Annotated in this window: 13 protein-coding genes; 6 read left to right on the forward strand and 7 right to left on the reverse strand. The window is 69.5% G+C overall.

The genetic code is table 11. From position 1 onward, the window contains the following. Nucleotides 1-54: 54 nt before the first annotated feature. From DDF62_RS19905 to DDF62_RS19915, 3 genes are read right to left on the reverse strand one after another with little or no spacing between them, the layout of a single operon-like run. A complete protein-coding gene (locus DDF62_RS19905; protein ID WP_116490712.1) occupies nucleotides 55-3,192 on the reverse strand; it encodes a glycoside hydrolase family 2 TIM barrel-domain containing protein in 3,138 nt (1,045 codons plus the stop codon). Next, nucleotides 3,189-5,840 carry a glycoside hydrolase family 3 C-terminal domain-containing protein gene (locus DDF62_RS19910; protein ID WP_116490713.1) on the reverse strand — a complete coding sequence of 884 codons (2,652 nt, stop codon included), beginning with the start codon at nucleotides 5,838-5,840 and terminating at the stop codon, nucleotides 3,189-3,191. Before DDF62_RS19910 ends, DDF62_RS19905 begins: the two co-directional genes overlap by 4 nt. Continuing rightward, nucleotides 5,840-6,184, reverse strand: a complete 345-nt coding sequence (locus DDF62_RS19915) for an HU family DNA-binding protein (protein WP_165832312.1) — start codon at nucleotides 6,182-6,184, stop codon at nucleotides 5,840-5,842. Before DDF62_RS19915 ends, DDF62_RS19910 begins: the two co-directional genes overlap by 1 nt. 299 nt (nucleotides 6,185-6,483) lie before the next feature. Between DDF62_RS19915 and DDF62_RS19920 the strand changes: the two genes are divergently transcribed. The 6 genes from DDF62_RS19920 (at nucleotide 6,484) to DDF62_RS19945 (ending at nucleotide 16,071) form a co-directional block, all read left to right on the forward strand. Next, nucleotides 6,484-7,086 carry an RNA polymerase sigma factor gene (locus DDF62_RS19920; RefSeq protein WP_116490715.1) on the forward strand — a complete coding sequence of 201 codons (603 nt, stop codon included), beginning with the start codon at nucleotides 6,484-6,486 and terminating at the stop codon, nucleotides 7,084-7,086. Then, nucleotides 7,064-8,029 (forward strand): FecR family protein, encoded by a 966-nt coding sequence (locus DDF62_RS19925; RefSeq protein ID WP_116490716.1) that lies wholly within the window; start codon nucleotides 7,064-7,066, stop codon nucleotides 8,027-8,029. Before DDF62_RS19920 ends, DDF62_RS19925 begins: the two co-directional genes overlap by 23 nt. A 44-nt stretch (nucleotides 8,030-8,073) precedes the next feature. Further along, nucleotides 8,074-11,085, forward strand: a complete 3,012-nt coding sequence (locus DDF62_RS19930) for a TonB-dependent receptor (protein ID WP_165832313.1) — start codon at nucleotides 8,074-8,076, stop codon at nucleotides 11,083-11,085. Between the two features lie 345 nt (nucleotides 11,086-11,430). Further along, nucleotides 11,431-13,017: a flavin monoamine oxidase family protein gene (locus tag DDF62_RS19935; RefSeq protein WP_279629673.1), complete on the forward strand. Its 1,587-nt coding sequence runs from the start codon at nucleotides 11,431-11,433 to the stop codon at nucleotides 13,015-13,017. After that, entirely contained in the window at nucleotides 13,014-13,490 is a 477-nt protein-coding gene (locus tag DDF62_RS19940) for a Rid family hydrolase (protein ID WP_116490718.1), read from the forward strand. Before DDF62_RS19935 ends, DDF62_RS19940 begins: the two co-directional genes overlap by 4 nt. Nucleotides 13,491-13,626: 136 nt before the next feature. Beyond that, nucleotides 13,627-16,071 (forward strand): TonB-dependent receptor plug domain-containing protein, encoded by a 2,445-nt coding sequence (locus DDF62_RS19945; RefSeq protein WP_116490719.1) that lies wholly within the window; start codon nucleotides 13,627-13,629, stop codon nucleotides 16,069-16,071. 41 nt (nucleotides 16,072-16,112) lie between these two features. On the opposite strand, the gene DDF62_RS19950 is transcribed toward DDF62_RS19945, so the two are convergent. From DDF62_RS19950 to DDF62_RS19965, 4 genes are all read right to left on the reverse strand, one after another. Then, nucleotides 16,113-17,762, reverse strand: coding sequence for a GH35 family beta-galactosidase (locus DDF62_RS19950; protein ID WP_116490720.1), 1,650 nt, complete (start codon nucleotides 17,760-17,762; stop codon nucleotides 16,113-16,115). Nucleotides 17,763-17,874: 112 nt separating this feature from the next. Beyond that, nucleotides 17,875-19,404 (reverse strand): tryptophan halogenase family protein, encoded by a 1,530-nt coding sequence (locus DDF62_RS19955; RefSeq protein WP_116490721.1) that lies wholly within the window; start codon nucleotides 19,402-19,404, stop codon nucleotides 17,875-17,877. Next, nucleotides 19,401-20,909 (reverse strand): tryptophan 7-halogenase, encoded by a 1,509-nt coding sequence (locus tag DDF62_RS19960; protein ID WP_116490722.1) that lies wholly within the window; start codon nucleotides 20,907-20,909, stop codon nucleotides 19,401-19,403. Before DDF62_RS19960 ends, DDF62_RS19955 begins: the two co-directional genes overlap by 4 nt. Further along, nucleotides 20,906-22,435 carry a tryptophan halogenase family protein gene (locus DDF62_RS19965; protein ID WP_116490737.1) on the reverse strand — a complete coding sequence of 510 codons (1,530 nt, stop codon included), beginning with the start codon at nucleotides 22,433-22,435 and terminating at the stop codon, nucleotides 20,906-20,908. The genes DDF62_RS19960 and DDF62_RS19965 overlap by 4 nt, the downstream gene beginning before the upstream one ends. Nucleotides 22,436-22,498: the final 63 nt, after the last annotated feature.

The following is a 22,498-nucleotide window of genomic DNA, read 5'->3' on the forward strand; positions in this document are numbered from 1 at the left end:
GGACGGCGGCAGGCCGCCGCCTTGGTCTCGGCTCTAGGCGCTAGACATCGTCGCTCACCCTCCTGGGCTCGTGATCGGATCGGCCGCCAGCCAGTCCAGCGCGTTGCTCAGCCAGCGCGTCTGGAGCGGGGCGACCATGTCGGGAAGGCGGTGGACCAGCACCCGCGCCGCGCCCCTGCGCGCGATGAAGCTGGCCGCGCCATTATGGCGGTCGTGGTCACGGCTGTAGGCGGCGATCACCTCGACGCCCTGTCCATCGACCAGCAGGCCGTTCGAGGGCTGGCCCTCCACCTGATGCAGCACGCTCATGGCCATGTCGGTGGGGATTCCGGCGAAGGTCGGATGGGACCGGACATAGTTCCAGTTGCCCATCCACGGCGCCCGCAGGCCGCCGACCTGGCCGGCGTAGGAGAAGAGACCAAGGCCCGCCAGTTGCTTGGCCACGCCTTCGGCCAGGCCATCTTCCTGCACCATGGCCAGCAGAGGCATCCCGGCGGAAACGGCCGCCAAAACCTCGGGCGGAAGCTCGCCGAGCACCAGCTCGACCTTCTCGCCCTTCTTCGGCTGGGCCTCGAGACCGGTCTGCTCGCCGACCTGGCGGCGGACGATCTCGTCGACCTTCAGGCCCGAGGCGACGATCCCGTCGTAGCGAACGCCGGCTTTGAAGTCCTCGACCGTGATGCCCGGCTGCTTCTCAAGCCGGGTGCGCAGGCTTTTCGCAACGCCCGAGACAGCCAGCTTCAGCTTACGGCGCGCATCGCCATGCGGCGCGGCGACCCAGACCTCACGGTCGGACACGACCTGGTCGGAGCCCGACAAGGCGACACGGATCACATGCCGCCCTTCCCGCTCGAAGACCGGCGTACGGACGCTCTCGGCGACCAGCCAGGACATGCGATCGGCCTCGTGCGGCGGCGCCGGCCAGCGGCCCGCCGCCCGCGCCACGCCGTCCGGCCCGACGATGCTGAGCGCAAGTTCGCCGGCGATCGGCTTGCCGGTGTCGTTGAACAGCCAGAGATCCAGCTCAGCCGCCTCGCCAGGCGCGTAGGCCAGCTTGCGGGGCTTGGCCACGGCCAGGGCGGGCCGCAGGCTCTGGCTCATCAGGGTCGGATCGGCCTTGAAGCCGCGCAGCGCGTCGACGATGCCGGAATGGTTCTCGATCGCCGTGCTTTCCCAGCCCGAGATGGCGGCGACGTCGACCGTCTCGCCCAGGCGGATGTTCTCCAGGTAGTTGCGCCAGGCCTCGTAGGCCTTGCGCCCCACCGACAGGAACAGCGCCTCGGTGGTCGGGAACGCTTTGCGGAAGCCCCAGCGATCCAGATAGGCGTTCGTGCGCTCGACGATGACCTTGTGGTCTTCCAGGTCGTAGCTCTTGCCGCCCTTGGCCAGGATCTCGGCGACCATGGCCACGTGGTTGTCGGCGACGGCGCAGCCCTGCATCTCGCCGAACTCGACGATGAAGGGCTTGCCCTTCTGCATGTGGATGTAGTCGTCCTTGGACGCGTAGAACCTGTCGTACCACTGGTCGCCGGCGCCCTGGTGCTCCACCCACCAACCGCCCCATTCCTCGGCGTCCGAACGGAAGTAGTGATCGTTGTACGGCAGGTACATCGCCTGGGCCGCGCCGCGCTTGACGAAGCCGTCGTTGAGGATGACCGCCCGGCTGGGGTCCAGGTCGTGCATGGCCTTCAGCACGAACTGCACGTCGGGGTTGGCCAGGTTCGCACCGATCTCGTTCTGCAGCGTGTAGTGGGCCAGCGACGGATGCGAGCGGAAGGCCCGCACCATGGCCTGGCACTTCTCGACCATGAACCGGCGGCTGAAGGCGTCGGCGGGATTGAGGCTCTCGCCGGGCTTGAGGTCGCGGCCGATGGCGTGGCGCCCGCCGCCGGGCTCCATCACCCGCAGCAGGCCCATCTCGTCCATGGCCTGGAAGACCTCGGGCTTGCCGACGTTGCGGTGGAAGTGCAGCGCGTTGAGGCCCAGCGTGTGGGCGGCGGTGACTTCGCGGCGGGCCAGCTCCCTGGTCGGCCACAGGCCGTTGAAGCCCCAGTAGCCCCAGGAGATCGCCGAATAGAGCCGGATCCGGCGACCGTTGAGCCTCAGCAGAGCGTTCGTCCCTACGCCCTCGACGCCGAACCAGCGGAAGCCGAAGCGCACCTCTCGCGTATCGACCTCGCGCCGGGCCTCCGCCCACGACAGGCGCAGGCGATGCAGGCGCGGCGCATCGAGGTCCCAGAGATCGGCCTTGGGCGCGGTCACCGAGAACCGGGCTCGCAGGCGGCGACCACCTTCGAGGGCCTCCAGCTCTTCCAGCCTGATATCGGCGGCGACCGGCGCGCCCTTGTCGTCGACCAGCGTGGCGGACGCCTTGGCGCGCAGCGTCTGCGGATCGGCGACCGGCTTTTCCAGCACCACGTCCATGAAGGCCGTGACCGTGCGCGGCTGTGGCGTGTTCAGCACCCAGGCGTCGTCGATGCGGGCGGCCAGCGGATGGACGCTCAGCGTCATGCCGCGGTCGAGGCCGCCGAAGCCGTGCGAGGCGAACAGCTTCACCTTGCCCCAGACCATGGTGGTGCTGTCGCGCCAGTCGAACCGGCCGCCGGGATTGGTGATGCGGATGGAAAGGCGGTTGGCCTGGCCCGGCTTCATCGCCGCCGTCAGGTCGCAGGCGAACGGCAGCTCCGACATGATCGAATAGCCGATCAGGTGCTCGTTCAGGAACACCTCGGCTCGCAGCCGCGCGCCGCGCAGGTTCAGAAGCACCCGCTTGCCCTTGGCCGACGCGGGAATGTCGATCGACCGCGACCACCAGGAGACGCCCTTGTAGGCGCCGTAGCGCGGCACGTCGTCGTCCTCGGCGTAGCGGTACTCGTCCGCGCCGTAGGGGCGCGAGGCGAACCTGCCCCAGAAGTGCTCCTCGACCGTGGTCGGCAGGCTGACGGTTATGGCCTCGGAAGAGCCAAGCGCGCCCCAGCCGCCGGTCGGCGGATTGACGGGCAGCGCCTTCAGGTCGACGGCGCTGGGCAGATGCAGCGTATCGTCCTTCCAGGGCGCCGCCTGGTCGATCCAGAGGCTCCAGCCTTCGTCGGGCACGGCCAGCAGGTCAGCGGCCGACGCGGGCGCGCTCATGCCGGTCGCGGCAAAGCCGGCGCCGCCGGCGGCCAGGAAGGAACGGCGATCCAGCTTCACGGCAGCACCTTCCGGCCCGAAACGGCGAAGCGGGCGGAAACGCCGGCGGGCTTGGCCAGACCCGGACGTGACACCGGCTGGCCGCCGCCGATCCAGAGCTCGACCGGCCCCGCCTCGACGGCGCGCACGCCGGCGGCGTCGACGACGCTGAGCGCCGACGGATCGAGCTCGAAGGTCAGGGTCCTGGTCTCGCCGGCCTTGAGGGCCACGCGCTGGAAACCTTTCAGCGAACGGATCGGCGCGCCGGCCCCGCCGCGCGAGACATAGAGCTGGGCGACCTCGTCGCCCTCGCGGGCGCCGGTGTTGGAGACGTCGATGCTGACCTTCACGGCTTCGCCAGCCTTAACCGACTTGGCCAGCTTCGGCTGGCCGTACCTGAAGCTGGTGAAGCTCAGACCATGGCCGAACGGATAGAGCGCCTCGCCGCCGAAGTAGCGATAGGTGCGCCCGGCCATGCCGTAGTCCTTGAACGGCGGCAGTTGGTCGGCCGAGCGGTAGAAGGTCAGCGGCAGACGGCCCGAGGGGCTGTAGTCGCCGGCGATCAGGCCGGCCACGGCATGGCCGCCCTCCCCGCCCGGATACCAGGCCTCGACGATGGCCGGCAGCTTCTCGTCGGCCCAGTTCACGGCCATGGCCGAACCGTTCATCAGCACCAGCACCACGGGCTTGCCGGTGGCGTGCAGGCCCTCCAGCAGGCTCTGCTGCGGCGCGGGCAGGTCGATGCGGGTGCGGTCGCCGCCCGCGAAGCCCGGAGCGCGGACCGACATCTCCTCGCCTTCCAGCTTGGCGGTCAGGCCGCCGACGAACACCACCAGATCCGCGTCCTTGGCCGCGGCCATCGCGGCATCGGCGCCCTGGCTGGGCTTGCTCCAGGTCAGACGCTGGTCGCCCCGGTCGCCGTCCTGCCAGGCCTCGACCGTGATGGCGTGCGCCTGGCCGGCGGTCAGGGCCACAGCGCCCTCGGGCGTCGCGTCGGCCGGACGCTTCCAGGCGTCGACCACGACCTTGCCGTCGACGATCACCCGATAGCCGCCCTCGCCGCGCAGCGTGAAGCGATGGACGCCGGTCTCGGTCGGTTTGACGAAGCCCGTCCAGCGCGTCGAGGCCTGCCGCTTCTCGCGATTGGGCCGCCCCCAACTCACTTGGACGTTGGCGACGCTCTCGGCCTTGGCTTCGCCGGCCAGGTCAAGGCCCTGGAAAGTCTTGAGCTTGACGCCCTTCACGGTGCAGGCGGCGTCGGCGCAGAGGACGTCACCCGGCAGGGTGTTCATCGGCGCGCCGACCAGGCCCGTCCCCTCGACATAGCTCACCTGGGCGTCCGGGTAGCGCGCGCGGATCCCGGCCAGCACGGTCACCGGCTTGGACGGCGTGCCGTTGTAATTGCCGACCAGGGCGTCGAGGCTGTCGGCGTTCGGGCCGATCACCGCGATGCGCCTGGGCGCGGCCTTCAGCGGCAGCAGGCCGTCGTTCTTCAGCAGCACCATCGAGGCCTGCGCCGTCTTCAGCGACAGGGCCCGGTTGGCGGGCGTATCGTTATCGGCCGGCGTGATCCTCGAATAGGCGACATTGGCGGGCGGATCGAAGAGGCCCAGCTTAATGCGGGCCACGAAAAGGCGACGGACGGCCTGGTCGAGCTCGGCCTCGGTCATCAGGCCGCTCTTCACCGCGTCGACGATCGGGCCGATCTCCGAGCTCTTGTTGGCTCCAAACTCGGCGCAGATCAGGTCGGTGCCGGCCTTCAGGCTGACGGCGACGCCCTCGGCCGGAGTCTTGGCGTAGTTGTGCGAGGTCGGCAGGAAGACGTCGGCGATCGCCGCGCAGTCCGAGACCACGTGCCCCTTGAAGCCCCACTTGCCGCGCAGGGTGTCCTTCAGCAGGAAGTCGCTGGCGCAGGCCGGCACGCCGTCGACGGCGTTATAGGCGCACATCACGGCTTCGACCTTGCCGCGCTTCACCAATGCCTCGAAGGCCGGCAGGTAAGTGTCCGCCAGATCATGTTTCGACGGATGGATGTCGTCGTGGTGGCGATCGGCCTCCGGACCGCTGTGCACGGCGAAGTGCTTGGCGGTGGCGGCGGTCTTGTAGTGCTTGGGATCTTCGCCCTGCAGGCCATGAACGAAGGCCACGCCGAACTCGGCGGTCAGGTGCGGGTCCTCGCCCCAGGTCTCCTGGCCTCGGCCCCAGCGCGGATCGCGGAAGATGTTGATGTTGGGCGACCACACGGTCAGGCCGCGATACTGGCCGGAGCTTCCGTCAGCGCCCCGCTTCTCGACATACTTGGCGCGGAACTCGGTGGCGATGGTGTCGGCGACGTCCTGGATCAGCGGGACATCCCAGGTGGCCGCCATGCCGATGGCCTGCGGAAATACGGTGGCCTCGCCGGCGCGGGCCACGCCGTGCAGCCCCTCGCTCCACCAGTTGAAGGCGGGCACGCCAAGGCGCGGCACGCCTGGCGCAGCGTGCTTCAGCTGGCCGGCCTTCTCCTCCAGGGTCATGCGCGAGACGAGATCGGCGGCGCGGGCCTCGGGCGAAAGGCCGACGTCATGGAAGGCGTCGGCGCGCGCCATCGCGACGGCCGGCGCGGTCGCCATGGAAAGCGCCAGAAGGGAGACCACGACGAAGCGACGGCTACGGACGGATACGCTCATCAAACATCGCCTCGGGAAGAATTCAGGTCGCGCAGCAGCTTGCGGTCGGGCCGGTAGACGACGGCGCGCTCGCCGCCGAGGTCGGCGCGGACGCCGTTCATCGGATTGACGAGGCCGTAGCGGCGCTTGTCACGGATTTCGAAACGCCCGACGCCCGGCAGGTCGACGACCTTTCCTTCGAGCAGGGCTTCACGGATCTGGCGGCAGAGAGAGCGGGTCAGCATGTCGCCGACGTCGGTTTGAAAGGCCCGGGCGATGTCGAAGACGGGCTCTTCGGCGGGCCGCTCGTCGCCTGAGGACAGGCCATGCGGCGCAGCGCCCGAGTCGCGCGCAGAGCTGTTCATCGAACCGCCTCCCCTTCCCATGTTGCGGCCTTGGCGACCGTCTCGCCCGGTTAGCCACCGGTGTCATGATTGAAATAAGCATGTCGCAATCGACACGAAAAGAGAAAAAGGTACCGGTAACTTAAATAAATTCGGAGATTTTCTCCGCTTTTCTTCCCGACATTGAACGACGCCTGGCGGGCGCCGATCCGCACAAGAAAACGACCGATGATCCATAATTTTTCGTCGTCCATTGATCGGGCGGACTTTCGCCAGCATCGTCGCGCCAACCGGCGAGACCGGATGTTTGGGGAGACCTCGTGTCGACGGCGGAGCGGCCAGAAGCTCGCAACGACGAGCTGTGGAAAGACCGATCGGCTTATCGGCGCGCCTACGCCCAGGACTGGGGCGACCTGTGCGCCTTCCTGCGCGCGCGGTTCGGGCCGGGCCCGCCCGATCCCGAGGACGTCGCTCAACAGGCCTTCCTCAAGCTCGGGGAACGGCCGTCGGACCGTTCGCTGGAGAGCCCGCGCGCCTTCGTCTTCCGCGTCGCCATCAACCTGACGCTCGACGGCCGTCGGCGTCGCCAGCGCACCGCCCGCCTGCTGGACGCTTCCGCACCGGCGCTGGAACCGGACGATGCGCCCGACATCGAGCGAGCGCTCATCGCGCGCGACGACCTGAAGCTGCTGGAAAAGGTGGTGGCGGGCCTGCCGGACCGGCATCGCCGCTATCTCGCGGCCAACCGGATCGAGGGTCTCAGCTTCGCCGAGATCGGCCGCCGCGAGGGCGTCTCCGAAGCCCTGGTCCGTAAGACCATCGACGAAACCACCGCCGTCTGCCAGCGCGCCCTGGCGCGCGGCGTTATCGACTACAAAGCCGACTACAGGGGCCTGTCGCGTGAACGCAACCGTCGATCCTGACTCGCCGATCGGGCGGGAAGCCCGGGCCTGGGCCCTGGCGGTGTCGGGCGAGCCGTTCCCGCCGGAGCGCTCGGCCGACCTGCGCCGCTGGCTCGACGCCGATCCGGCGCATGCGCGCGCCTATGAAGAAGCCGAGACCGTGCTGCTGGCGCTGAGCGAACTGCAATCGCTGGCGCATCCTCCCGTCGACGCGCCGCGCCGCGCCTTCCTCACGCGCCCCGCCGCCTGGGCTGGCGGGCTGACAGCGCTGGCCGCGTGCCTGGCCATCGCGGTCTTCGCCGCAACGCCGCCCGCCCCGCTGGAGACCGGCGCCCAGGCCCGGCAGGTCGCCCTGAAAGACGGCAGCTCGGCGACCCTGGCGCCGGGCAGCAGGCTGGCCCAGGCGTCGCGCTGGAACGACCGCAGATACGTGCTTGAACGCGGCGAGGCCTTCTTCGCGGTGCGCAAGGCCGACGGTCGTCGCTTCCAGGTCGAGATCGGGCAGACGGAAGTCGAGGTGCTGGGTACGCGCTTCGATGCTCGCACCAGCGCCAGCGGCCAGGTCCGCGTGGCGGTCGAGGAAGGCCGGGTCGCCGTCTATCAGGGCGAGGCGCGCAAGGAGGTCGCCAGACTGGGGGCCGGCGACTACGTGCTTGTCGAGAACGGCCGCGCCCAAGGGGGGCGCCTGCCCGCCCCGACCGAAGCCGCCGCCTGGCGCGCCGGACGCCTGGCCTATGCCGACGCCCCTTTGGGCGACGTGGTCGCCGACCTGGTCGCCCGGGGTCATGCCGGACTACAGGTCACGCCCCGCGCCGCCGCCCTTCGGATCACCGCCAGCTTCCAGCTCGACCAGGCCGACCGGTTCATCGCCAGCCTGCCCGAGATCCTGCCGGTCAACGTTCGCACCTCCGGCGGCCAGCGGACGATCGACGTCCGGCCCGGACCCACCTCCTCGCCGCCGTGATGAACGCCGCTCCCGCGATCGGGGCGATGGCGGCGGGCTGGTTGATGGCCGCCCCCGTCCTGGCGGCGACGCCCGAACGATCCTTCGCCTTCGACCAGCCGGCCCAGCCCCTGGCCACGGCCCTGCTGTCGGTGTCGGCGCGCACCGGCGCGGTGATCGCCGCCCCATCGGCCCTGACCGCCGGCCGCCGTGCGCCCGGTCTGTCGGGATCGATGTCGTTGAACCAGGCCCTCCGGATGCTGCTGGCGGGCTCGGACCTGGATTTCTCGATCTCGTCATCTGGCGTCGTGACCCTGAACCGCCACACCCGGGCCGTCGCGACCGCGCCGCCCTCGCCGCTCCGCTCCTCGACACCCCAAGGCGATGAACCGACCCTGGTCACGCCGATCAGCGTGCTGGCCCGCCCCCTGGCCGAGCCCGCGACCGAACAGGCGCGGGACGCCCCGGCCCAGGTCGACGTCCTGCTGGAGGAACAGCTTCGCGGCGCCGGCGCGCTGGGCCTGGGCGACGCCCTGCGGCAGATGCCGGGCGTGACCGCCGGTCCGGAGGCCGGAGAGGCGCGCCAGATCGCCGTCCGGGGCGTGGGAGGCCGCTTCACGCGCGTACGGGTCAACGGCATGGAAACCCTGGCCACCTTCGGCGCCAGCAACGCCGTCGGCGGCACCAATCGCGGCCGGGCCTTCGACTACAACATCTTCGCCGCCGACCTGTTCAAGCAGGTGCGATTGCAGAAGACCGCCTCGGCCGACGTCGACGAGGGCTCGCTGGGGGCGACGATCGACATGCGCACCCGCTCGCCCCTGGAGCTGCCGCGCCGCCACGCGGTGTTCATCGTCGAGGCCGGCTACCAGGCCCTGTCGCGCGAGGCCCGGCCCCGGGTCTCGGCGGTGCTTTCCCGACGCGACGCCGCGGGCCGGCTGGGCGTCCTGGTCTCGGCCGCCTATTCAGGCCGTTCGGTGGTCGAGGCCGGCGCCAGCGCCGGCCAGTGGGAGACCGGCGTCGCCATCGCGCCCGGTTTCGGGTCCGCCGCCGCACCGCTCGACCTCGCCACCGTCAACGCCGCCCTGCACGCCCGTATTCCCCGGCTGGAGCTGATGGAGATCGACCAGGAGCGCGTGGGCCTGACCGGTTCCCTGGAATGGCGGCCGGACGACGCCACCCGCATCGCGCTGGACACGATCTATGCCGAGCTGCGCTCCAGCCGGCGCGAGAACCTGCTGGAAAGCTTCACCTTCCGCACGCCCGGCGCCTGCGCCGCATCGCCCGATCCGCGCTGCGGCATAAACGCCGTGGCGGTCACGGCGGCCGACATCGCCCTGTTCGGCGGCCGCAAGCCAGTGCTGATCGCCGGCCGGTTCGACAATGTCGATGTGCGCTCCGAGGCCCGCCGCGACGAGCTGAACACCATCTTCCGCCAGACCACCCTGGCGGCGACCCACCGGTTTCGCGAGGGCCTGGAAGGCCGGCTGCTGGCCGGCTTCAGTCGATCGGACTTCAGCAATCCCGTCCAGCAGACGCTCTATCTGGAGCAGTTCGATGTCGACGGTTTCGCGTACGACTTCTCCGACAGAAGCCGTCCGGCGCTGAGCTTCGGCGACGCCGCCCTGGCCACGCCCGACGCCTGGACGATCAGCGAGTTCCGCTCCGATCCCAACTGGGTCGACAACAGCTATCGGTCGCTGGCGCTGGATCTCGAAAACCGCTCGGGTCCGGTGGATTGGCGCGTCGGCCTGCTGGCCAAGACCTATCGCAACGTCGGCTCGGCCCGGATGCGCTCGGACGGCGGGATCGGCAACATCAACGCCGAGCTTCCGGCGAGCCTGCGCACGCTCTCCCTGGCCGACTATGTGCGCCTCGTCGGCCGGGGCGTCGACTTCGGCGTCGTCGGCGCCCCCGCCCAATGGCTGGCGATCGACACCCGCGCGGCGCTCGCGGCGGCCTGCGCGACAAGTGAATGTCCAGGCTTCGAACTGGGCCCCGGCACCGTCGCCGGCCTGAACTACGATGTCACCGAACGCTCCGACGCGGCCTTCCTGCAACTGGCCCTGCCCCGCTCCCCCTCGCGCCGCTTCTGGGGCGAAGCGGGCGTGCGCGTGATCCACACAAGGGTCGACGCGGCCAGCCTCGATGTCGGAGCCGACGCCGTCGCGCGCTGGACCAGCGCCGCCAATGACTACTGGTCCACCCTGCCGTCGCTGAACCTGGCCTGGAGCCTGTCGCCCGACATCATCATGCGGCTGGGCGCGGCAAGGGTGATGGTGCGTCCTGACCTGATCAGCCTGCGGCCCGGTGTCAGCGTCTCGACCACCGGCGCCAAGTCGGCCTCGTCGGGCAATCCGGACCTGCGCCCCACACGCGCCGACGCCTTTGATCTCTCCGTGGACTGGCGACCACGCCAGGGCGTGCAAGTCTCGGCCGCCGTCTATCGCAAGGCCATCGCCACCACCGTGCAGGGCACGAGCACCCGGCCCGCCCCGTTCTCGGCCAACCCGTTCGGACTGCCCGACAGCGTCGCGCTCGAGGCCTGCGGGACAGCGCCGGACTGCTCGCCTGGCCTGCCGATCTGGCAGTTCTCGCGTCCGATCAATTCGGGTCCAGGCAGACTGACGGGCGTGGAAATCTCGTTTCGCGCCCCGCTCGGCGAAAACTGGAGCGTCCAGGGCGCGGCGGCCTACACGCGCACGGTGGTGAGGCTGCTCGACCAGAGCGGGACCTGGGTCGACATGCAGGATGCCCTGGGCGCGCCGCGCGTGGCGGCCAACATCGGCCTCGCCTACCAGCGCCCCAGGCTGGAGGCGCGCGCCGCTCTCAGCCACCGCAGCCGCTATCTCGCCACCATCCCCGCCCCCAACGGCGGCGACGTCGACGGGGTGGATCCGCTGACCACGCTGGACGCCGCCGCCAGGCTCACCCTGTCGCCGCGCTTGGCCCTGACGGCCGAGGCCGCCAACCTGACCGACGCCTATCAGCGCCAGTTCAGCGACCGGACGCTGATCCCGACCTATCGCCACCACACCGGCCGAGAGTTCCGACTGGGCCTGCGCTGGACGATGTAGTCGCCGCGCTGATCGGCGCCGATGACGCCCGCTCAACGATCCGCGGCTCATCAAGAGATGCAGAATTACTCATAAGGCTGCGCAAGTACGACAAGGCGTGCGCAGACAATCTGATTAGCCATCAAATTCAATGCACAAACAATTTCAGACGAAACGCTGAAAGCCGAACCGCAAGCGAACGCAGTTTTTCTGAATACCAGAACACCCAGAGCAGCAGCCGAATACCACTCGGAGGCGACGCAGCGCGCCGCTCTCCTTCTTTGGCGACTTCCCCGCGTTCACCTGGGCCGCCGCTTCGGCGGCGGCCGCTTCTTGGGGAGGTCCTAGTACGGGGCGTTCTCAATCTTGGTCAGCCGTCGCTCGTTCATCACCCGCGCCTTCGCCCTTGGAGGCTTCGCCGCCGGCTACGCGGCCCTCCAGGGCCTGGGTCTGACATCCACGGCCTTCGCGCAGGAAGCGCCCGACCTGCCGCGCGATTTCGGCAAGGGGCGCTCGGTGGTCGTCCTGGGCGCCGGGATCGCCGGCCTGGTCGCCGCCTACGAACTCGAACGCGCCGGCTTTTCCGTCACCGTGGTCGAGGCCCGTGATCGGGTCGGCGGCCGCAACTGGACCATCCGCGGCGGCGACCGCGTCGAGACGCTGGACCGTCCCGACCAGACCGCAGCCTTCTCGCACGGTCTCTATTTCAACGCCGGCCCCGCCCGCCTGCCCAGCCACCACCAGGGCGTCCTGTCCTACGCCAAGGCCCTGAACGTGCCGCTGGAGGTGGAGGTCAATTCCAGCCGCAGCAGCCTGCTGCAATCCGACGCCGCATTCGGCGGCAAGCCGATCCAGCAGCGCCAGGCGATCAACGACCTGCGCGGCGGGCTGTCGGAACTACTGGCCAAGGCCACGCGCGGCGGCGGCCTGGACCAGGAACTCACCGTCCCCGACAAGGAACGGCTGCTGGCCTTCCTCAAGACCTACGGCGACCTCGACTCCGGCGGCGCCTACAGGGGGTCTGAGCGGTCCGGCTATGTCACCGCGCCCGGCGCGGCCGGCCAGAAGGGCGTGGCGCGGCCGCCGCTGGCCCTGCGCGACCTGCTGTCCGACGAAACCCTGCCCTACGCCCTGTTCGAGGAGAACATCCTCATGCAGGCCACCATGCTGGAGCCGACCGGCGGCATGGACGCCATTCCCAAGGCCCTGGCCAAGGCGCTGAAGGGACCGCTGCTGCTCGGCGCCGAGGTCACGGCCTTCCGCCAGAACCAGCACACGGCCGAGGTCGCCATCCGCGACCGCAAAGGCGGCGCCTCGCGCAAGCTGACCGCCGACTACCTGGTCGTCACCGTGCCGCTGCCGATCCTGGCCAAGGTCGCCAACGACCTGCCCGGCGAGGTCCAGGCCGCCATCGCCGGCGCCCGCTACGACAACGCCACCAAGGTGGCCTTCGACTCCCCACGCTTCTGGGAGGCCGAGCAGATCTATGGCGGCCTGTCGTTCGTGGGCGGCGAGACCACGCTCGTCTGGTACCCCAGCGGCGGCTTCCACCAACCGCGCGGCCTGCTGGTCGGCGCCTACACCGTCGGGGCGGCGGCGCGGACCTTCCAGGCGCGAAGCTTCGACGACCAGGTCGCCGTCACCCGCGCCGCGATCGACAAGCTGCACCCCGGCAAGGGCCGCGAGCTTTCGGCTCCGCTGGTGATCGACTGGAACCGCCAGGCCCTCAACCTCGGCCCCTGGATCCACTGGGAAGGCGACGGCAACGACCCTGCCGCCTACGGCCTGCTGAACCAGCCCCAGGGCCGGATCTTCCTGTCCGGCGCCCACCTCTCGCAACTGCCCAGCTGGCAGGAGGGCGGCGTCGCCGCCGCCCGCCGCACGGTCGGCCTGATCGCCCAGCACGTCCGCGCCGACCGCCTCACCCTTTCCCGAACGGAGACCCGTCCATGATCCGCAAGCTCGCCTTCGCTCTTGTTCTGACCGCCGCTTTCGCGGCGGGCTCGGCAAGCGCGGCCGAAATCCGCCGCGCGCCGTCATCCGGCGCGATCGCCATCACCCCGTCCGTGGCTGTCCCGGCCGGGACCGAACTCGTCTTCCTCAGCGGCGCCCTGCCCACCATCGCCGACAAGGCCAAACCCGGCACGACCGAGGAACAGACCCGCTCGGTGCTGTCCAAGCTGGAAGCGGCGCTGAAGGCCGAGGGCCTTGGCCATGGCGACGTGGTCAAGGCCACCGTCTTCCTGGTCGGCGATCCGGCCAAGAGCGGCGAGATCGACTTCGCGGGCCTGAACAAGGCCTGGGCCGAAGCCTTCGGCACGACCGCCCAGCCCAACAAGCCGGCGCGCAGCACGGTGAAGGTGGCGGGTCTGGTCCTGCCCGGCTCGCTGGTCGAGATCGAATTCGTCGCCGCCAAGACCCGCTGACGGGCTGCTAGCGACAACCAACCCGAGCGTGGCGGCCACCCAGTTCGGTCGCCACGCCCGACACCCGCCGTGCGACGGGGCCGCTTCCCAGGCCGATCGCCCATCTCAACAATCTGAACTTTCATCGGGGGATAGGATGAAAACCCAAATTCTGGGCGCGTCGACGCTCGCCTTGACGACGGCCCTGTGGGGCGGGGCCGCGCTCGCCGATCCGGCGCCGGAACCGGCAGCGCCCGATGTCGCCTCGGTCGAGGCGGTGATCGTCACCGGCACCCGCCAGAGCGGCGTCCGCGCGGTCGACAGCGCCGCGCCGGTGCAAGTGATCGGCGACGAGGCCCTGGCGCGCACCGGCCAGTCCGACCTGCGTCTCGCCATCAGCAACCTCGTGCCGTCGTTCACCGCCCAGGCCTTCGGCGGCGACGCGGCCAACTTGACCCTGTCTGCCCGCCTGCGCGGGGTCAGCGCCAACCAGACCTTGGTGCTGATCAACGGCAAGCGCCGCCACGGCACCGCCAACCTCGCCGTGCTGGCCGGGGCATACCAGGGCTCGGCGGCGGCCGATCTCAACTTCATCCCGACCGCCGCGATCGCTCGCATCGAGGTTCTGACCGACGGCGCGGCCGCCCAGTACGGCACCGACGCCATCGCAGGCGTCATCAACATCATCCTCAAGGACGACGACCACGGCGGCAGCGCCTCGGCGACCGGCGGCGCCTATTACGAAAGCGACGGCGAGACCTACAGCCTGTCGGCCAACGCCGGCTTCGCGCCCGCGCCCGGCGCCTATGTCAACGTCACGCTGGAGAACCGCTTCCACGACTTCAGCTTCCGCGGCGCGCCGGACGCGCGGATCGTCGCCCCCGCCGCCGTCGCCGCCAATCCGAGCTGGCCGACCGCCCTGCCCGGCTATCCGTACGTGAACCGCATCGCCGGCGACGCCCGCTACCAGATCACCGCCGGCACGGTCTCGGCCGGCTGGAAGGCCAGCGACCAGCTCGAGGTCTACGGCTTCGGCACCTACGGCGTGAAGAAGGCCACGGCCTACGAGAACTATCGCCTGCCCAACCGCCTGCCGGCGATCTATCCCAAGGGCTTCAGCCCGATGTTGGAAACGCTGGAGACCGACTACGCCCTGACCGGGGGGATCAAGGGCCAGGCGCTTGGCGGCTGGCGTTACGATCTCTCCAGCACCTACGGCCGTGACGACCACGAGGTGCGGGTGCGCAAGTCGGCCAACCTTCAACTCTATGCCGACACCGGCGCCACCCCGACCGAGTTCCACGCCGGCGACTTCATCTCCACCCAATGGACCAACAATCTGGACTTCAGCCGCGAGTTCGAGGTCGGCTGGGCCTCGCCGCTGACGCTGGCCCTGGGCGCCGAGCAGCGCAACGAAAGCTATGAAATCCAGGCCGGCGACGCAGCCGCGCGCTACAAGTCCGGCTCGCAGTCCTATCCGGGCTTCGCGCTCACCGACGCCGGCAAGCACAAGCGCGACAGCTGGGCGGTCTATGCCGACCTCGCCGCCTCGCCGGTCGAGAACCTGAAGCTCGATTTCGCGGTCCGCCACGAGGACTTCAGCGACTTCGGCTCGGCCGACATCGCCAAGCTGACCGGCCGCTACGACTTCACGCCGGCCTTCGCGGTGCGCGGCACGGTCAGCAGCGGCTTCCGCGCGCCGACCCTGGCGGAGCTCTATTACTCAGCCACCAACGTCTCGCCGACCACCGCCTTCGTCCAGCTGCCGCCGGGCTCGGCCGGCGCCAGGCTGCTGGGCCTGGACGGACTGGACCCCGAGAAGTCGACCAATCTCAGCGTCGGGATCGTCGCTACGCCCCTGCCGCGCGTGTCGCTGACCATCGACGCCTACCAGATCAAGATCGAAGACCGCATCGTCGGCAGCGGCGCGCTGTACGGCAAGATTGGCGGCGCCGTGGTCAATGCGGCGATCACCAACGCCATCACCGCCAACGGCAATGTGCTCGACCCCACCGTGGGCACGACGGGCATAAACCTTTTCTCCAACGGCCTTGACACCCGCACGCGCGGCGTCGAGATCCTCGCCACCACCTGGACCGATCTTGGCGACCTCGGAAAGATCGACTGGACCCTGGGCGTCAACGTCAACCAGACCAAGGTCACCCACATCGCCGCCCCGCCCTCGGGCCTGGGCAGCGCCGTGCTCTACGACCGGGCCGCCATCGCTTTCCTCGAACACGCCTCGCCGCGCTACAAGGCCAACCTGACGGCGGTCTACGCCAAGGACCGCTGGACCGTGAGCCTGACCAACACGCTCTACGGCCTCGCCTGGGCCTACACCAACGTCAACGGGACCTACTTCAAGGACCGCATCAAGTCGCACCTGATCACCGACCTGGAACTGACCTATGCGGTCACCGAGGCGGTGAAGACGTCGATCGGGGCCAACAACCTGTTCGACGTCTACCCAGAGAACCTGAACCAAGCGGGCACGGCCGCCTCGATCGCGGCCGGCAATCCGGGCGTGGCGCTCTATCCCAGCTTCTCGCCGTTCGGGATCAATGGCGGCTACTACTATGCCCGCGTGACCTACAGCTTCTGACGGCGCGGGACCTCCGGACCGATCCGGAGGTCCCGTCCTGGTCAGCGATAGCGGTAGAACTTCACCCGCTGGATCTGGAACTGATCGGGCGACAGGCGGATGTGACGTCCCTGGTGGGTCTGATCGCCGTTGAGCAGGCGGCCGGGGACCCAGCGCCCCTGGGCGTCGAACACGCCCTCCTCGGCCTTGTCGATCCCGGCGAGCGGCGGTCCCTTGCCGGCGCCGGCGAAGGTGACGACGATCCCGCGACCGGCGATCAGATACTCCTCGGGACCGGTCTGGATGATCAGCCCGCCTTGGGTCGCGGGCTTCTGCGAGGCCTTGGGCGTCCAGGGATCGATGAAGCCGACCTCGAAGCGATAGTCACCCATCACCTGGCTGACCGGCGCGTCCTGCACGGTCCCGTCCTCCAGCACCCTGGGCTTGAAACCGGCCATGGTCCCTTTGCCCTGGGCGTGCAGCAGCACGGGCGTCAGTTGGCGCAGGACGTCATAGGCGTCAGCGATCGCCTTGTGCTCCTCGGCGTTGACGCTCTCTATGGCGAAAGGCGAGAAGCCCAGCGCATCGAGCTTGCCGAAGGCGTAGAAGGCGTTGGCCGGGGTTTCCGGGGCGCTGGCGTTGTTGGCCTCGGGCACGAACAGCGCGTTGTCGGGCCGCACGAACCGCGCGGCCAGGTCATTGAAGTTCGGGAAGTAGATGTCGGGCGACAGCAGGTCGAGGCTCGGCGCGCCGGCCTTCCAGACGTCGAGCAGATGCGGCAGCGGCCCGCCGCTGGGATACTCGCCTGGCTTCTTGCCTGTGCGGTTCAGGGCTGCGTTGACGTACATCGGCAGTGGATAGGCCGCCTTGCCCGCCGCCGTCACGGCCTCGGTGTAGCGGGCGTAGGACCAGGCGGTGAACACCTCCTGCCCGGCCTCGTCGGCGCCGAAGACAGAAGCCCAGGTTCCCTTGTCCTTGCTTCCGTTGCGCTTCCAGAGATCGCGCAGTTCCGGCTCGATCGCCTCGCCGCCAGCTTTCAACTTCTGGATCAGGGCCGGCGGAACCTGGCCGGCATAGGCCGCATCGGCGGCGGCGCCATGTTCGCGGGCCGAGGGCAGCATGCCGATCTCGTTCTCGACCTGGACCATCAGGACGGTGCTGCGCTCGCCATCGACCTTCTTCAGGTGGGCCAGCAGCGCGGCATAGGCCCTGGCGTCGACGGCGCGGGTGTTGTCGGAGAAGGCCGACAGGATCTCGACCGTCGAACCGTCCTGCGCCCTCACGCGCGGGAACCGCGTCTGGTCGCGCTTCACCCAGGCCGGGACGTAGGTCGACATGCTGTTCTTCCAGGCCCCGAACCACAGCAGAACCAGCTTCATGTCGTGAGCGCGGGCGTCGGCGATAAGGTCGTCGACGCTGGAGAAGTCGTAGACGCCCTCCTTCGGTTCGATCAGCTCCCAGGAGACCGGCGCCAGCACCGTGTTGAGGTTCATCGCCTTCAGGCGCGGCCAGTGCCTGGCCATGTAGGCGCGGCTTGAGGCGCTGGAGTTGCCAAGTTCGCCGCCCAGGATCAGCATCGGCTTGCCGTCGACGACCAGCCGCGCCGAGGCGCCGTGCTTTTCGAGACGCGGGATCTCCGCCGCCGCCACGCTTGCCGTGAGCAGGGCGGCCATCGCGACGCTCGCACCGAGCCAGGCGCCGAAACCTCTCATCGAATAACCTCCCGAGCCCCGCGCCTGCGCGCTTGTTACCGCTAGCATTCGCGGGATCGCAGGCGATTTGTCAAACTGGAAGTCATACCAATTCGACAAATGGTCGGACCAATCAGGCCGGTACGCGTCTGCCCGCGCGGGCGGCGGCGCCCAGAAGGCCGGCCTTTTCGAGATAGAGGTCGTGCGGCGGCATGCCCGCCACCCGCTCGTTGATCGCCGCCCGGATGCGGCCCATGCGCGAACGCAGTTCCTCCGACGAGATGGCGTCAGCGACGGCGTGGTGGCCGTCGGGCACAAGTCCCTGCCCCACCAGGATGGCGAACCAGTTGGTCTCCTTGAAGAGCTCCTTCTGGTCGATCAGCACCTCGCCGCGCGCGCGGAACACCTCCAGCCGCTGGGCCAGGCTGTCGGGCGGAACCATGTCGCGGCACCAGCGCCAGAACGGCGTGTCGTCGCGCTCGCCGACCTTGTAGTGGGCGATGATGAAGTCGCGGACCTGCTCGTATTCCAGCGCCATCTCGCGATTGAACTTGTCGACCACGAAGGGATCGAAGCCCGTTTTCGGAAAGAGGGTCAGCAGCTTGGCGATGGCGGCCTGGATCAGGTGGATGCTGGTCGACTCCAGCGGCTCCAGGAAGCCGCTCGACAGGCCGATGGCCAGCACGTTGCCGATCCAGCTCTTGCGACGACGACCGGCGGTGAACTTCAGGATCTTGGCGTCGGCCAGGGCAGCGCCGTCCAGCCGCTCGCCCAGCAGGCGCACGGCCTCGTCCTCGCCGATGAAGGCGTCGCAGAACACGTAGCCGTTGCCACTGCGATGCTGCAGCGGGATGCGCCATTGCCAGCCGGCCTCGCGCGCCGTGGCCCGCGTGTAGGGCGTCAGTTCGCCGGCCCGTTCGCAGGGCACGGCGGCGGCGCGGTTGCAGGGCAGCCAGCGGCTCCAGTCGTCGTAGCCCGCCCCCATCGTCTCCTCGATGAGCAGGCCGCGGAAGCCCGAGCAGTCGACGAAGAAGTCGCCGCCGATCGTCCGGCCGTCGTCCAGCACCAGCCGCGAGACCTGGCCGCTTTCGCCGTCCCGCTCGACGCCGGCGATCTTGCCCTCGACACGGACCACGCCCCTGGCCTCGGCATAGCGGCGCAGGAAGGCCGCATAGAGCGCCGCGTCGAACTGGAAGGCGTAGTTGATCTTGGGCAGGTTCGGCGCCGGCGGCGTGCGCATGAACCGCCCGGTCGCCGCCGCCAGGGTCTCGGCGTTGAAGCCGTCGTGGTTGCGGTCGCCGCTCTCGCGCGCCCAGCGCAGCCAGAAGTGCTGGAAGCCGACGCCGTCCATGTCCGCGCCGTAGAGGCCGAACGGATGGAAATAGCTGTGCCCCAGCCGCCGCCAGTCGACGAATTCGATGCCCAGCTTGAAGGTGGCGTTGGTCTCGCGGATGAAGACGTCCTCATCCAGGCCCAGCACCTTGTTGAACAGCAGGATCATCGGGATGGTGGCCTCGCCCACCCCCACGGTTCCGATCTGCTCGGACTCGACCAGGGTGATCGAATAGCGGCGCGTCCCGACCGTCTGGGCCAGCGCCGCGGCGGTCATCCAGCCGGCCGTGCCGCCGCCTACGACGACGATGTCGCGGATCGCCTCGCTCACGTGAACCGCAGGGGCGCGGGAGCCTGCGCGGCGGGCCGCTGGGCCATTGCCGCCAGCCTGGCCTCCAGCGGACGCATCCGGCCGACATCGGCGGCGATGCGGCCCAGGATCTTCTGGAAGATCTGGATCTGCTCGGCCTCGCTGACGCCCTCGGCCAACGGATCATGCGCCTGCGGAATGACGCCGTGACCGATCAGGCAGGCCGCCCAGTTGGCGGGCTGGAAGGCCTCGTCCTCGCGGGTCGGCACGACGCCGCGAGCGCCGAACAGTCGCAGCTTGTAGGCCAGGTCGGCCGGCGGTTCGACGCGTCGGGCGGCTTCCCACGGCAAGCCGCTTCGGCGGTTCAGGTGATAGTGCATGGCCTGGAAATCCCGCAGGCTCCGGCCATGCGCCGCCATAGCCGCACCGTAGGCCCTAGCTTCGGGGCCGCTATCGATGTCGGCCGGAAACAGCGTCACCAGATGCGACAGACCCGCCTGCAAGGCGTGCATCGGCGCGGCGTCGGAGGGGTCCAGCGCGATCGCCGCGGCGCCCAGCGCCACGCAGTTGCCGATCCAGGGCCGCGTCTGCATGCCCGGCTTCAGGACCATCGCCTCGCCCTGCCGCCAGCCCAGGGGCGAGACGCCCTCGGCCCGACGGACCATGCCTTGCGCGTCGGCGACCTGGGAGTCGTAGACCGCAAGGCCCGCCGTATGGTCCTGCAACGGATAGAGCCCCACCCAACCGCCGTCGACGGCCTCGATGTGAGCGTAGGCCGGCAAGGTGTTCAGGCGTTGCCCGGCCATCGGCAGAACCCGGTCGAACGGCAGCCAGGCGCTCCAGGCCTCGAAGCCCGCGCCCGGCATCTGGCCGATCAAAGCGCCGTCGCCGACATCGACGAACAGGTCGCCGGCCACCACCGCGCCGCCTTCCAGGCGCAGCGCTTCGATGCGCTCGCCCTCGCGCTCGACCTCAGTCACGGCGCCCTGCTCGACGCTCACGCCGTCCGTCAGCGCCCGCTGCCGCAACAGCGCGGCATAGGCCATCGCGTCGACATGCAGGCCGACGCCCGGCGAGGACAGCCGGCCGGGATCGTCGCCCTCGACGATCCGCCCCTGTTTGGCGGCGGCCGCGCCCAGCGAGAAGTCCTCCAGCCCGGTCTTCAGCCCGCGCCGACGCGCCAGCACCCAGTGGTGGACGAAGTCGACATAATCGACGGCATGCCCGTGGGTGTCGTAGGGGTGCAGGAAGGCCGAGCCGTCGCCCGCAAAGCCGGCGAACCGCTGGCCCAGGGATGGAACGGCGCCGCAACGGCGCGCCAGTTCGACATCCGACAGGCCCAGCAGCTGATGCAGGTTGCCGACGGCCGGGAGGCCCGCGTGAGAAAGACCCGGCGTCGGCGGCGCGGTCTCGACGGCGCGCACCACCAGGCCGCCGGCCCCGAAGGCCTTGCGCAGGGCCAGGGCCGTCAGCCACAGCGGCGCGCCGGCGCCGACCACCACGACGGTTCGCACGGGCCGGCTCATGCCACGGCCTCCGCGATCGGACGAGGAATTGCGCAATGGCTGGCGACGAAGTCGGCGTGCGTCGGCATGGACGGAACCCGCCGGGTAATCGCCGAGCGCTGGCGCTCCATCTCGGCCAGGGCTTGCGACAGCGGCACATTGTCGACCATCCGGTCATATCCGCCCGGCAAGACGCCCTGCCCCAGCAGCACCGAGATCCAGCTCGGCAGGGCGAACAGGCCGTCATGGTAGTTGGGCGCCACGCCGCGATGCCGGAACAGCTCCAGCTTGTGCTTGAGGCTCTCTGGAATTTCCATCTCGCGGCAATGCTTCCAGAGCGCGCCGTCGGTGCGGGTGTTGGCGTGATAATGCAGGATCAGGAAGTCGCGCACCCGGTCGTATTCCATGTCGACCCGGCGGTTGAACTCTTCGACCAGGGCCGGCTCGACCCGCTTGCCCGGAAACAGCTTGAGCAGGTTCATGACCGCGATCTGGACCAGGTAGATGCTGGTCGACTCCAGCGGCTCCAGGAAGCCGCTGGCCAGGCCCGCGGCCATGACGTTGCGCGTCCAGGAAGCCGTCCGCCGACCGGCCTTGAAGCGGATCTGGCGCGGTTCGGCCAGGGCTTCGCCGTCGAGATTGGCCATCAGGGTGGCGGCCGCCTCGTCGTCGCTGATGTAGCGGCTCGAATAGACGTAGCCGTTGCCGGTGCGGTGCTGCAGCGGGATGCGCCACTGCCAGCCGGCCTCGCGGGCGGTCGAGCGGGTGAAGGGCGTGAAGCGGTCGGCGCGGGCGCAGGGCACGGCCCAGGCCCGGTCGCAGGGCAGCCAGTCGGTCCATTCCTCGAACGGGCTATTGAGGGTCTGGCCGATCAGCAGGCCGCGGAAGCCCGTGCAGTCGACGAAGAAGTCGCCCCTGATCACCTCGCCGGAGGCCAGGGTGATCGAGGCCACGTCGCCGGACAGCGGATCGCGCGTGACGTCGACGACCTTGCCCTCGGTGCGCTTGAGGCCCCGCCCCTCGGCCACCTTGCGCAGGTACTTCGCATAGAGGCTGGCGTCGAAGTGATAGGCGTAGCTGTAGGTGGAATCGATCTTGTCGGGATCGGGATTGGGGAACTCGAAGCGATCGTCCCGCGCCGCGGCGATGGCGTAGGAGAACTGCTCGATGTCGAAGTCGTGGCCCGCCAGCCGGGCCCGATTCCAGTGATGGTGAAAGCCCGCGCCGCCGATGGCCGCGCCATGCACCCCGAACGGATGGTGGTAGGACGAGCCCTTGAAGCCCCAGTCGAGGAACTCGATGCCGAGTTTGAACGTGCCGTTCGTCTCGCGCATCATCTCGACCTCGTCGATGCCGACGAAGCGGTTGTAGTCGCGCATGGCCGGGATCGTGGCCTCGCCGACGCCGACGGTGGCGATCTCGTCGGACTCCACCAGCCGCACCCGCGCCTGATGCGGGCGCAGGCCGCTGACCAAGGCCGTGCCCACCATCCAGCCGGCCGTTCCCCCGCCGACGATGACGATATCCAGGGGCGCGCTTGTTTCCATGCCGCCGTTCCCACCCATTTTCGGGCGCCGATCGAGCGGGCCCGTCTTCTTGTGACGAAGGGG

Source organism: Caulobacter radicis (assembly GCF_003094615.1).
GTDB classification, from domain to species: Bacteria; Pseudomonadota; Alphaproteobacteria; order Caulobacterales; family Caulobacteraceae; genus Caulobacter; species Caulobacter radicis.

Bases quoted from the DNA above. Each gene is read 5' to 3' on its own strand.
- DDF62_RS19930 (WP_165832313.1), top strand. From the start codon at position 8,074: ATGGCCGCCCCCGTCCTGGCGGCGACGCCCGAACGATCCTTCGCCTTC.
- DDF62_RS19945 (WP_116490719.1), top strand. From the start codon at position 13,627: ATGAAAACCCAAATTCTGGGCGCGTCGACGCTCGCCTTGACGACGGCC.
- DDF62_RS19950 (WP_116490720.1), bottom strand. From the start codon at position 17,762: ATGAGAGGTTTCGGCGCCTGGCTCGGTGCGAGCGTCGCGATGGCCGCC.
- DDF62_RS19960 (WP_116490722.1), bottom strand. From the start codon at position 20,909: ATGAGCCGGCCCGTGCGAACCGTCGTGGTGGTCGGCGCCGGCGCGCCG.
- DDF62_RS19910 (WP_116490713.1), bottom strand. From the start codon at position 5,840: ATGAGCGTATCCGTCCGTAGCCGTCGCTTCGTCGTGGTCTCCCTTCTG.
- DDF62_RS19965 (WP_116490737.1), bottom strand. From the start codon at position 22,435: ATGGAAACAAGCGCGCCCCTGGATATCGTCATCGTCGGCGGGGGAACG.
- DDF62_RS19915 (WP_165832312.1), bottom strand. From the start codon at position 6,184: ATGAACAGCTCTGCGCGCGACTCGGGCGCTGCGCCGCATGGCCTGTCC.
- DDF62_RS19940 (WP_116490718.1), top strand. From the start codon at position 13,014: ATGATCCGCAAGCTCGCCTTCGCTCTTGTTCTGACCGCCGCTTTCGCG.